Here is an 11,583-nt window from a genome sequence, read left to right as displayed (position 1 = left end):
TTTACTTCAGCGGGTCGCTGTTCGGGTCGAGCTTGCCTGTCTTTACGTATTCCTGAATGTCTTTAGAAATGCGCATCGAGCAGAACTTCGGACCGCACATCGAGCAGAAGTGCGAGGACTTTGCGTTGTTGCCCGGGAGCGTTTCGTCGTGGAATTCTACGGCGCGTTCCGGGTCGAGCGAAAGCGCGAACTGGTCGTTCCAGCGGAAGCTGAAACGGGCACGCGAAAGCGCGTCATCGCGGAAGTGCGCGGCAAAGTGGCCCTTGGCAAGGTCTGCGGCATGGGCGGCGAGCTTGTATGTCACCACGCCTTCACGCACGTCATTCTTGTCCGGGAGGCCCAAGTGTTCCTTCGGTGTCACGTAGCAGAGCATGGCGGTACCGAACCAACCAATCATAGCTGCACCGATAGCGGACGTGATGTGGTCGTAACCCGGTGCGATATCCGTGGTGAGAGGTCCAAGCGTGTAGAACGGTGCGTTGTGGCACATTTCAATCTGGCGGTCCATGTTTTCGCGAATCTTGTGCATCGGCACGTGACCCGGACCTTCAATGATGACCTGAACGCCCTTCTTCCATGCAATTTCGGTGAGTTCGCCGAGCGTATCGAGTTCGGAGAACTGTGCCATGTCGTTTGCATCTGCAATGGAACCCGGACGAAGACCATCGCCCAAAGAAACGCAAACGTCGTACTTCGCGAGAATGTCGCAGATTTCGTCGAAGTGCGTGTAGAGGAAGTTCTCTTGCTTGTGAACCATGCACCAGCGGGCGATGATGGAACCGCCACGGCTCACGATGCCTGTCGTGCGTTCCAAGGCAAACGGAATGTACTTGAGCAAAAGTCCTGCGTGGATTGTAAAGTAGTCGACGCCCTGTTCTGCCTGTTCAATAAGCGTATCGCGGAACACTTCCCACGTGAGGTCGTCGGCGATGCCGTTTACCTTTTCGAGTGCCTGGTACATCGGCACGGTTCCTATAGGCACGGGACTATTGCGCAAAATCCATTCGCGCGTTTCGTGGATGTCCTTGCCGGTCGAGAGGTCCATTACCGTATCGGCACCCCAGCGTACGGACCAGACCATCTTTTCGACTTCCTGTTCAATGGAAGAAGCGACAGAAGAGTTACCGATGTTGGAGTTGATTTTTGTGAGGAAGTTGCGGCCGATAATCATCGGTTCGCATTCCGGGTGGTTCACGTTGGCAGGGATGATGGCGCGGCCTTCGGCGAGTTCCTTGCGCACGAATTCCGGCGTGATGGCATCACCGTTGCTACCAAAAATTTCGTCCATTTTCTGGTTTTCGCGGATGGCAACGTATTCCATTTCGCGAGTGATGACGCCTTCGCGGGCGTACTGCATCTGAGTCTTGTGGGCGCCGTCTTTTTCCAAGCGTTCGCGGATCCACGGTTCACGAATGCGTTCAAGTCCTTTCTTTACATCAATCGTCTTGTCGGGGTCGCCATAAGCGCCACTCGTATCGTAAACAGGGAGCACAGGGCATTTCGGGTCGTCGAGCGAAATTTCGCGCATGGCGACTTTCAAATCCGGGAAAATCTTGCCGGGTACATAAATCTTGCGAGACTGCGGAAAAGGCTTGAAAAAGCCGTTGGATTCAGACATATTCGTTCCTTTTGTTCAATTACGAACCAAGTTCAAGGGGTATAATCTCAGCCCGCGTATTGTGTGCAGGCACCCCGCCTATAATATAGAACATTGTAGCCGGTATAAAAAAAGCACCTCGATTGAGGTGCCTATTTTGCAAGTTTTCTGGATTACTTTTGCTTTTGAGCGCCGTAACCTTCCATTAGTCCAAAGAGGGCTAGAGCTTCTTCCATCGGGTACTTGTTCATGAACATAGATACCTTAGACTTGATGGAACCCTGTTTGTTGAGACCCATAGCGGCTCTGAAAAGGTTTGCCGGGGAATTTTCATTGTACGAAGCTTGTTCTGTGTAAGTTGCGTTTAAGAAACCTTCCAAGTAAGCCTGGTTGATTTTTCCCTTGAAAATGCTAGGATCGCTAATGGAAATGTTTCCTTTGAGGCTCTGAATGCTCGGTGCGTCTTCTAAGTCTTCGAATGCACCGTCGGCGACGTTAAGCCAAAGGATGTTCGGGCTCACGGTAACAGTGACGTCACCCTTCTTGTTCAGGATGAATGCGTTCTTGTCGAGATAGACCTTTTTTGATTTGGGGTCACCCTTGGTGTTGTCAAATCCAGCCATCATATTGAGGGCTAAAATGTTGTTATGGATTCGGGTAATGCAGTTTGTGTTGGCTCGTACGCCGTAGCCCATGTCTTCGAACAGTTTGGTGCGAGTCCAGGTAAACATCACAGTATTGTAGGCAAATTCATAATCGACGGCATCGACTTTATTTTGCTTGGCTTGTACGTTTGCGCCAACGATTCTATTAGCGATAAAAATGTTGTTCAAAACTTTGACCTTGCCTGCGACATGGTTTAAGTTCAATGCAATATTACCGGCATTTACAAAGACGCAGTTCTGGATGGTAAGGTCGCCTTCAGAGTTTTCACCGTAGAGGCTGTAGTTGTTAAGGGAGGGGAAGGTGGTATTTCCCTTGGACGGAGGTTCAAGCCACATGCCGGTTTCGACGCCTTCTGGCTTGCCTTCAACCGGGTGGTAACTGTTGGCTTCGCCTTGGTCAAAAATGAATCCATCGATGACGACCTTCGAATTTGCTCCCTTGTAATTGAGGTGCAGAATTCCTTGGCCTTTGGTGCCGTTCATTTCGTTCGTCGGCTGGAATAAAGTCTTGTTTTTAACAACATCGCGACTGGAAAAATCGTCCGAGTAGCCACCGATGATGGACACTGGCTTGTCGAGCTTGATCCACCCTTGCTTCATCTGTCCGTTGTAATTGCCAGCTGCCACGCGGATGACATCTCCGTTAGAAGCGAGTTCAATGGCTTTCCAGATGTTTTTGAGCGGGGCGGATGGAGATTTTCCTTCGTTTTTGTTTTTGCCGCTTGGACTTACGTACCAATCTGTTGCGAACGATTGACTTACGAGGCAAAACGCTGCTACTGCAGCTAAAATTTTAATGGATTTCATTATTTTCTCCTTATTAGATGCTTGAAATATAGTAATGATTTCTAAAAATGGAGTATCATGTTGGTATTGTTGTTTGAATTCGCTAAATAATATTTAGATTATCTAGAGTAGTTTTATAAACAATCAAAGGATAAAAATCATGTCGGAAAAAGAGATGAACAACCAGAGGGCTATCTATGCGCTTTCTGACCTGAGAATGTATGCGAGCTCGCATTCCTTGGATGCGATTGATTACGCTATTGAAGTCTTGCAAAAATTGGAAAATGCAGGGATTAAAAATCCGCTCAAATCCTTAAATCCAGAGGAACAGTAATTTATGGAACAGGCCACAAATTCAATAATGGCTTATGGTACTTTCTTGGCTCTCGTGCCGGCTCTTGTCGCAATTATTTTAGCCCTTGTGAGTAAAGAAGTTTACTCGTCGCTTTTTTTAGGCGTCATTGTCGGAGGACTTCTTCTTTGCCAGGGGACTGGCTCGGGATTCTTTGATGCTGTTTTCAAGAACGGCTTGATTGCAAAGGTTGCTGACCCTTATAACGTGGGCATACTCGTATTCCTTGTTATGTTGGGTGCAATGGTGGCGCTTATGAACAGAGCCGGCGGTTCTGCCGCTTTTGGCAACTGGGCTAAAACACATATCAAGTCAAAAGTCGGTGCGCAGATTGCGACGATTTGCTTTGGCATCTTGATTTTTATCGACGACTATTTCAACTGTCTTACAGTAGGTAGCGTGATGCGTCCGGTAACAGACCGCTTCAAGGTGAGTCACGAAAAACTAGCGTACTTGATCGATTCTACGGCTGCACCGATTTGCATTATCGCTCCGATTAGCTCGTGGGCGGCTGCGGTTTCTGGATTCGTGGAAGGTGAGGATGGACTCACGCTTTTCATCAAGGCAATCCCGTTTAACTTTTATGCGTTGTTGACGATTCTTACGTTGTTCTTGGTTGTCGTTTGGAATGTGAATATCGGTCCGATGAAAAAGCATGAAATGCATACAAACGCTGTCGGCGGAAATCTGGAAGACTTGAATTTTACATCGACAAAAGGCAGAGTCTTGGACCTTGTGATGCCGATTGCTTCTTTGATTGTTTTCTGTGTTCTCGGCATGATTTATACGGGTGGTTATTTTGCATCAGGCGATGCGGCAAAGGGCTTTGTCGATGCGTTTGCTTCTAGCGATGCGTCTGTTGGTCTTGCGATTGGTTCGTTTGGTGCATTTGTTTTTACGGTTTGTTTTTACATGGTTCGTCGCGTTTTGCGTTTCGGTCACTGCATGGCTTGCTTGCCAGATGGCTTCAAGGCGATGGTTCCTGCAATTTTGATTTTGGCTTTGGCTTGGACGCTTAAGGGAACAACGGATGCGCTTGGTGCGAAGGAATTTGTAGCAGGTCTTGTGAAGGGCGGTGCCGCTGGATTCATGAACTTTATGCCGGCGATTATCTTTGTGATTGCGGCGTTCCTCGCTTTTGCAACGGGAACTTCCTGGGGAACATTCGGCATCCTCATCCCGATTGTCGTCGCGGCGTTTGGCGGCGTGGATTACAGCCTTATGGTCATCTCGATTTCGGCTTGCATGGCGGGTGCCGTTTGCGGTGACCATAGCTCTCCGATTTCGGATACGACGATTATGGCAAGTGCGGGTGCGGAATGCAATCATGTGAATCACGTCAATACGCAAATCCCGTACGTGCTTATCGTGGCGGCAATTTCATTTGTCACCTACATTGTTGCTGGCTTTACCCGTAGCGCAATACTTTCGCTCTTGTTCGGCTTTGTACTGACCTTCGGTACACTCGTGATGATTAAAAAGCGTGCCAAGAAAAAAGGCGAATAACTCCGCACTATTGGCGTCTGATTTTGACTTGCGCGAGGATGACGGCGGTAAACATTAGCACGCAACCGATTCCTTCTTGAAGGGTAAATCGCTCACCGAGCATCACCCATCCAGAAATCACGGAAAATACAGATTCAAGGCTCATCAATAGCGATGCTATGGTGGGCCTTAATTTATTTTGCGCGACAATTTGCAACGTGAACGCCACACCGCTCGAAAGGATGGCGGCGTATAAAAGCGGAATCCATGGTTTAAAATGCGAATAGACATCAATTACTGTGCCAAAGCCCGCGAGACTCCCTTTCAAGTCCACGAAAAACATCGGAAAAATGGAAAGTGTTGCCACCACGAGAAACTGTATTGCCGAAAGTCTCACATTGTCCATGTAAGGGCCGTACTTTCCGACGACGAGAATGTGTGCCGCAAAGGCGAGCGCGCAAAGCAATAGAACGATATCGGATGGTTGGATGGTAAAATCTTCCTTGATGCAGAGCAGGTAAAGCCCTTCAAGCGTGATGGCAACGCAAAGCCAAATTTTTGGGGAAATCTTTTTGCCAAAAAATGTGCTTAGAATCGGTACGAAAATGATGTAGCACGCGGTCAGGAACCCAGCCTTCCCGGCGGAACATCCGAGGAAAAGTCCCGTTTGTTGCAAGTTCATTGCAAAGAAAAGCGTAAGCCCGCAGAAAAGTCCTGCTTTCCAGAGAGCTTTGTTTTCTTCTTTAGTTTTCGGTCTTCTAGGACTTTTGTTGAATTTGTCCAATACCTTTGCAAGCCCGAAAAGGACTCCTGTCGCAATGAAATTACGCATGCACACAAAAGCGAACGGGCCGACGTCGTTGCCTTCGATTTGAGCGACAAATGTGGAACCCCACAGAAATGCCGCCAGTACCATTAAAAAACTATATCCAATATTTGCCATTCTAGTGTAAAAATAGAAATGCTTGTCAAAGATTGTTCAGTCTAAGCCCTAAGTTCAATAACCTTATATTGCCACTATTTCCTCTCGTCTCTCGTCTCTCGTCTCTCGTCTATTTTCTAAATTTCCCTCGTAAAATTTTAAAAGGACCCTGTTATGGAAATCCCCGAATCTTCGAATTTTATTCAGGACATTATCGTTAACGACCTCCAGACCGGCAAGCGCGATCACGTGCTGACGCGTTTCCCGCCCGAACCGAACGGCTACATTCACATTGGCCATGCCAAGTCCATCTGCTTGAACTTCGGCACCGCCAAGAAGTTCGGCGGCTTTACGAACCTCCGCTTCGACGACACGAACCCGACCAAGGAAGATGTGGAATACGTCGATTCCATCCGCGAAGACGTGAAGTGGCTCGGCTTTGAATGGAAAGAAGAATTTTTCGCAAGCGACTACTACGACCAGATTTACGCCTTTGCCGAAAAGATGATTGAAATGGGCAAGGCATACGTCGAAGATTTGACTCGTGACGAAATGCAGGAATACCGCGGCAACGATGCCGGCAAGCCCTCCCGCCCGAGCCCCTATCGCGACCGCAGCGTCGAAGAGAACATGAAGCTCTTCCACGAAATGCGCGACGGCAAGTACGCCGATGGCGAAAAGTGCCTCCGTGCGAAAGTTGACCTCGCAAGCCCGAACATGAACATGCGCGATCCGGTCATCTACCGCATCAAGCATTGCACGCACCATCGCACTGGCGACAAGTGGTGCATCTACCCGATGTACGACTTTGCCCACCCGATTAGCGACTGGATCGAAGGCATCACGCACTCCATCTGCACGCTCGAGTTCGAAGCCCACCGTCCGCTTTACGACTGGTTCCTCATTGAACTTGGTTTGCAGAACCGCCCGCAGCAGATTGAATTTGCCCGCTTGAACCTCACGTACACGATGATGAGTAAGCGCAAGCTCCTCGAACTTGTGCAGACAAAGGCTGTGCTTGGCTGGAACGACCCGCGTATGCCGACCGTTTGCGGTTTCCGCCGCCGTGGCTTTACCCCGAGCTCCATTCGCGAGTTCTGCAGCCGCATCGGCGTTTCCAAGGCCGACTCCATGGTTGATGTGAACCTCCTTTACTTCTGCATCCGCGAAGAATTGAACCAGACCGCTAACCGTGTGATGGCCGTGATTGATCCGGTCAAGCTCGTGATTGACAACTGGGAAGCGGGCAAGGTCGAAATGATCGAAGTCGAGAACAACCCGAACGACCCGAACGCAGGAACCCGCAAGGTGCCGTTCAGCGGTGAACTCTACATCGAAGCAGACGACTTCATGGAAGAACCGCCGAAGAAGTACTTCCGCTTGAAGCCGGAAGGCGAAGTCCGTCTCAAGGGTGCTTACTTTGTCACTTGCAAGAGCGTTGAAAAGGATGCTGACGGCAAGGTCAAGGTCATCCACTGCGTCTACGACCCGCTTAGCAAGGGTGGCGAATCTCCGGATGGCCGCAAGGTCAAGGGTACGATCCACTGGGTTTCTGCAGCACATGCTGTGGATGCCGAAGTACGCCTCATTGATAACTTGTTCACGCTCGAAGATCCTGCTCAGGTCCCAGAAGGCGAAGACTGGCACGATTATCTGAACCCGAACTCCATGGTCATTAAGCAGGCCAAGGTGGAACCCGCTCTCGCTGACGCGAAGCTCGAAGACCGCTTCCAGTTCATGCGTCAGGGCTACTTCTGCCTCGATAGCGAAGACTCCAAGCCGGGTCATCTCGTGTTCAACAGAACTGTGGGATTGAAAGATTCATTTAATCCTACAAAGTAAATTGAACTTGGTTTGTAGTCATTAGTCAGTGGTCATTGGTTTTGAACTAATGACTAACGGCTAACTACTAATGACTATTCCTTTTAGTTACCTCGGCCCAACAGCCGGGGTATTTTGTTTTTGCGGTAAAAAAATTGTAGATTAAAAAGAGGTCCTTTAAAGAAGGAGGTCTTATGAAACGTTTAATGACTCTGCTTGTGGCGATGATTGCGCTCCCGCTGATGGCGAATGCCCAGACTCGCTATACGCCTTCGGAACTCGATACGCTAGTCGCGACGATTGCGCTTTATCCAGACCCGCTCTTGGTGCATGTTCTGGATGCTTCGGTGTATGTTGATGATATTCCGCGTGCGTCTGCTTTTGCTACTGCCCATCGTCATTTGTCGGGCGACGGTTTGGCGAGTGCCATTGAACGAGCTGATTTGGAATTCGACGAATCGGTAATCGCGCTTATCCCGTTTCCGGATGTGCTCCGTAAAATGTCGAAGTATGCCACTTGGACAAAACAGCTTGGCGAAGCCGTGGATATGCAAAAAGCCGATGTGATGGATGCCGTGCAGAGAATGCGTCGGGTTGCTTACAGAAATGGCTATTTGAGCAGTGATGACAAAATTGCAGTGACCGTTGATGATAACGTTTCGATTCAGCCGGTTCGCGAAGAATATGTGTACGTCCCGGAATACGATCCGCGTGTTGTTTATTACGTTGTTTCGGACGGCAACATTCGCCTCCGTTATGTGAATGGCGTTTGGACTGGTGCGGGTCTTGTTTATTGGGGCTGGGATCCGTTCTATTATGATTGGGTGCATCGCCGTCCGCATTATCGCCATCCGCATCGTTACGCACCGCCTCCGCGCCGCCATGTAAGGCCGCGAAATGACAGGCCGCGTTATGATAGGCCTGCGCCCAGGCGTTTTGACAATCCGCCACCACCGCCGCGCCCGCATTCCAATGGCTGGCGGCCATCGGCGCCTCCGCCTCCGTCGAATTATAAGCGCCCGGCTCCGCCTCCGCCGCAGGCCTCTAGCTCGAACGATGATGAGGATCGTTGGCAATCGCGCCGTTCAGAACGTCATCACGGCTCGCATAATGCGCCACCTCCGCCACCATCGCGTAGAAGGTAAGGTTACTTGCGCTTATTCACTACAGAGCAAATCGGGCATTCTTCATCTTTGTGCCCGCGCGCTTTGCAGTAGTTGCGCCCAAAATAAATGATTTGCAAATGACGCTTTTCCCATTCGCTTTCGGGAAAAGCTTTTTTTAAATCTTCTTCGGTCTTTTCGACGCTCGAACCATCGCTTAAACCCCAACGTTCGGCGAGGCGATGAATGTGCGTATCGACCGGGAATGCAGGGAGTTTAAAGATGTGGCTCATGATGACGCTTGCCGTCTTATGTCCGACTCCAGGGAGGCTTTCGAGTTCCTCGAACGTGTGTGGGACTTCGCTTTTGAACTTTTCGACGAGCGCTTGCGAGAGCTTGAAAATGTTCACGCTTTTGGTGTTAAAGAAACCGCAGGGCTTGATGATTTCGGCAATGCGGTCTACTCCGAGCTTGATCATCTTGGCGGGAGTGTTTGCTTCTTTAAAGAGAACCGCGGTCACCTGGTTCACACGGATGTCGGTGCACTGGGCGCTTAAAACGACTGCAACGAGGAGTGTGAATGGGCTTGTAAAATCCAGCGGAATGGGCGGATTCGGGTATAGTTCGTCCAGCTTATCGCCAATGAATTTGATTTTGTCGCTCTTCTTCATGCGATGCCCCCTGCGCTCTCGTCTTTCGTCTGTAGCCCTTGGGCGTTTTTCCGTTTAGTTTTTGTCGCGCGTAAAGTCTTGCTGCATGTTGAAGCTCGGCATGTCGTCGTGCGGGTGGCCCACCTGAACGGCTGGGACGCCTGCATACGTCGTGTGAGCAGGAACATCGCAAAGCACCACGGCGCCAGCGCCAATCTTAGCGCCATCGCCGATGTGGATATTTCCGAGCAATTGGGCATGGGCGCCGAGCATCACGCCATTCCCGATTTTCGGGTGACGGTCGCCGATTTCGTTGCCGGTTCCGCCCAAGGTCACGCCATGCAAAAAGCTCACGTTGTTGCCGACGGTCGCGGTTTCACCGATGACGATATTTGTGGCATGGTCCACCAAAAGTCCGTGACCAATCTTTGCTGCTGGGTGGATGTCCATACCGAACTTGCGGCTGATAATGCTCTGGATCATCTTGGCGGGGAAGTGGCGGCCTTCTTCATAAAGAATGTGGGCTACGCGGTAGGCTTGCAAACCTTGGAATCCCTTGAAGAACAGGAGTGGTTCGAGGGGACCCGTGCAAGCGGGGTCGCGGAGGACCGTTGCGTGCAAGTCCTTTGTCGCGCAAATGAGCAAGTTGGGATACTTTTCGTACATGACGCGGAACATCTTCTCGAGTTCTGCGCGGTCGATGACTTCACCGGCGAGCTGACAAGCGAGGGTTACTCCAAGCATATCCGCAAAATTCTTGCGGTTAAGGATTTGCTCTTCGAGCATCAACTTCGAAAACGGCTCGGTTTTGACGAGCTCTGCTGCGTCCTTGCGGAGTAACTGTTCCATTTCTTCTGGTGTCATGATGACGCCAAATATAAAAAATATGTGACCGCGGCGCGTTCCTATTTGCTTTTCTTATAACTCTAGCAATGCTTTGGCGGGGATCCAGAACCAGTCGGGGCGGAATTCTAGCTCGTAGCATGCTTCGTAGATGGCTTTTGCGAGAATGTAAGGTTTGGATTCCTTTTCGATTTCTTCGGTGGAAATCCCGGAGACTTTGGAATATCCTGTGATAAAAGATTTTTGTGCTTCGGTCGGGTCGGTCTTGGCAACGGCGCCTGCGTAAGCAAAGCTGCGCAGCATTCCGGCGATATCGACAGCGGGGGAGCGGATGGTGCGTCTGTAGTCGAGGCTACGCGTGGGTTCCCCTTCAAAGTCTATAATCTCGAAATGCTTGGTGCCGTTTGCACTTTGCGTAATCAGCACTTGCCCAAGATGGTAATCCCCGTGGATGCGTTGCTTTTTGATGGTCTTATCGCTGAACGTTTCGCGGAGCAAGTCGCTGTAGCGGATGCGCAGTTCCGGGAGCTTTTCGCGCAATTTCGGAACGTACTCGGTATCCGTGGAGTTCTTCAAAAGTTGTGCCAATCGGTCGAAAGGTGGCTCGATGCCACTGTACTTGGGACCGCTTAATCGCTTGAGGCTTTCGTGCATCTGCGCGGTGGACATCCCGAGCTGGAAAGCGTCCGTGCTATTCATGTTATTGCAGAATTCGCTCCAGGCGTCAAGTGCGTTCGGGAAATGCTCTTCGAGGATTCCCCACGTGTAAATTTCACCGCCTTTGGCCTTGTAATTGCAGACGGCGTAAAGTCTTGGAACGCGGCTGCTGTCTGCCTTGTTCATCGCTTCTAGAATTTCGGCTTCGGGATGCAGCCCCGGTTCTAGCCTGCGGTATAGCTTGAAGAAAAACTTGCCGGGAGCGCAAAATGCTGAATTGCTCTGTTCCTTCGAAACGGGCTTGATACTCGTGAGCGCCGCTCTAGAAAATGGCGATGTAATTCTAAACGAGAAAAATCCGGAGTCGCCTGCGAAAACAGACTGCTGAGAGCCATCGAGGAATGCGTCTTCGAGAATTTTACCGACCGCATTTTCGTCATCGATGACAGTGTAAATATCGCTTTCGCCATCGTCAAACGAAACCTTGATAAGCCTGATGCGCGTGTTGCCGGCTTCTGTGGAGTCGAGCGTGTCAGCGCGTAAGATGGTTCTGTTTTTTCCCATGAACCAACGTTGCTTGCTAAAATACTTGATAAGGTTCATAATATAAACTTGTCATTCCCGCGAAGGCGGGAATCTCCCTACACGTTTTTTTTGAATATATAATTTTTGATTAGAAAATATTTTTTTAATAATAATCTA

General features: G+C 50.0%; 10 protein-coding genes. 4 read left to right on the top strand and 6 right to left on the bottom strand.

Going from position 1 to position 11,583, the window contains the following annotated elements; genetic code table 11:
- Position 1 precedes the first annotated feature (1 nt).
- Entirely contained in the window at positions 2 to 1,618 is a 1,617-nt protein-coding gene (gene thiC, locus BUC30_RS01245) for a phosphomethylpyrimidine synthase ThiC (protein WP_012820272.1), read from the bottom strand.
- Positions 1,619 to 1,770: 152 nt separating this feature from the next.
- Positions 1,771 to 3,069, bottom strand: coding sequence for a DUF1565 domain-containing protein (locus BUC30_RS01240; protein ID WP_073423164.1), 1,299 nt, complete (start codon positions 3,067 to 3,069; stop codon positions 1,771 to 1,773).
- Positions 3,070 to 3,208: 139 nt separating this feature from the next.
- On the opposite strand from BUC30_RS01240, the gene BUC30_RS16000 reads away from it, so the two are divergent.
- A complete protein-coding gene (locus BUC30_RS16000) occupies positions 3,209 to 3,382 on the top strand; it encodes a hypothetical protein (RefSeq protein WP_170861482.1) in 174 nt (57 codons plus the stop codon).
- Positions 3,383 to 3,385: 3 nt separating this feature from the next.
- Positions 3,386 to 4,906 (top strand): Na+/H+ antiporter NhaC family protein, encoded by a 1,521-nt coding sequence (locus BUC30_RS01235; protein WP_073423163.1) that lies wholly within the window; start codon positions 3,386 to 3,388, stop codon positions 4,904 to 4,906.
- Positions 4,907 to 4,913: 7 nt separating this feature from the next.
- Here the strand turns inward: BUC30_RS01235 and BUC30_RS01230 are convergent, their stop codons facing one another.
- Positions 4,914 to 5,801, bottom strand: a complete 888-nt coding sequence (locus BUC30_RS01230; RefSeq protein ID WP_244536423.1) for a DMT family transporter — start codon at positions 5,799 to 5,801, stop codon at positions 4,914 to 4,916.
- Between the two features lie 180 nt (positions 5,802 to 5,981).
- On the opposite strand from BUC30_RS01230, the gene BUC30_RS01225 reads away from it, so the two are divergent.
- Positions 5,982 to 7,649, top strand: a complete 1,668-nt coding sequence (locus BUC30_RS01225) for a glutamine--tRNA ligase/YqeY domain fusion protein (RefSeq protein WP_072826865.1) — start codon at positions 5,982 to 5,984, stop codon at positions 7,647 to 7,649.
- Between the two features lie 173 nt (positions 7,650 to 7,822).
- Complete coding sequence (locus tag BUC30_RS01220; protein WP_073423161.1) at positions 7,823 to 8,773, top strand: DUF3300 domain-containing protein; 951 nt, start codon at positions 7,823 to 7,825, stop codon at positions 8,771 to 8,773.
- A 2-nt stretch (positions 8,774 to 8,775) separates the two neighbouring features.
- Here the strand turns inward: BUC30_RS01220 and nth are convergent, their stop codons facing one another.
- From nth to BUC30_RS01205, 3 genes are read right to left on the bottom strand one after another with little or no spacing between them, the layout of a single operon-like run.
- The gene (gene nth, locus BUC30_RS01215; protein ID WP_073423160.1) at positions 8,776 to 9,402 is read right to left on the bottom strand and encodes an endonuclease III; all 627 of its coding nucleotides are present in this window, start codon (positions 9,400 to 9,402) and stop codon (positions 8,776 to 8,778) included.
- A 54-nt stretch (positions 9,403 to 9,456) separates the two neighbouring features.
- Positions 9,457 to 10,245, bottom strand: coding sequence for a serine O-acetyltransferase (cysE, locus tag BUC30_RS01210; RefSeq protein WP_073423159.1), 789 nt, complete (start codon positions 10,243 to 10,245; stop codon positions 9,457 to 9,459).
- A gap of 54 nt (positions 10,246 to 10,299) precedes the next feature.
- Entirely contained in the window at positions 10,300 to 11,484 is a 1,185-nt protein-coding gene (locus tag BUC30_RS01205; protein ID WP_073423158.1) for a phosphotransferase, read from the bottom strand.
- Between the last annotated feature and the right edge of the window lie 99 nt (positions 11,485 to 11,583).

Source organism: Fibrobacter sp. UWB7, from assembly GCF_900142945.1.
Taxonomy (GTDB): domain Bacteria; phylum Fibrobacterota; class Fibrobacteria; order Fibrobacterales; family Fibrobacteraceae; genus Fibrobacter.
The sequence above is the reverse complement of the archived record's forward strand: the minus strand, read 5'-3'. Positions and strand labels throughout refer to the sequence as shown.

Coding starts and splice junctions, on each gene's coding strand:
- thiC (WP_012820272.1), bottom strand. CDS start 1,618: ATGTCTGAATCCAACGGCTTTTTCAAGCCTTTTCCGCAGTCTCGCAAG.
- BUC30_RS01230 (WP_244536423.1), bottom strand. CDS start 5,801: ATGGTACTGGCGGCATTTCTGTGGGGTTCCACATTTGTCGCTCAAATC.
- BUC30_RS01240 (WP_073423164.1), bottom strand. CDS start 3,069: ATGAAATCCATTAAAATTTTAGCTGCAGTAGCAGCGTTTTGCCTCGTA.
- cysE (WP_073423159.1), bottom strand. CDS start 10,245: ATGACACCAGAAGAAATGGAACAGTTACTCCGCAAGGACGCAGCAGAG.
- nth (WP_073423160.1), bottom strand. CDS start 9,402: ATGAAGAAGAGCGACAAAATCAAATTCATTGGCGATAAGCTGGACGAA.
- BUC30_RS01225 (WP_072826865.1), top strand. CDS start 5,982: ATGGAAATCCCCGAATCTTCGAATTTTATTCAGGACATTATCGTTAAC.
- BUC30_RS01235 (WP_073423163.1), top strand. CDS start 3,386: ATGGAACAGGCCACAAATTCAATAATGGCTTATGGTACTTTCTTGGCT.
- BUC30_RS01220 (WP_073423161.1), top strand. CDS start 7,823: ATGAAACGTTTAATGACTCTGCTTGTGGCGATGATTGCGCTCCCGCTG.
- BUC30_RS16000 (WP_170861482.1), top strand. CDS start 3,209: ATGTCGGAAAAAGAGATGAACAACCAGAGGGCTATCTATGCGCTTTCT.
- BUC30_RS01205 (WP_073423158.1), bottom strand. CDS start 11,484: ATGAACCTTATCAAGTATTTTAGCAAGCAACGTTGGTTCATGGGAAAA.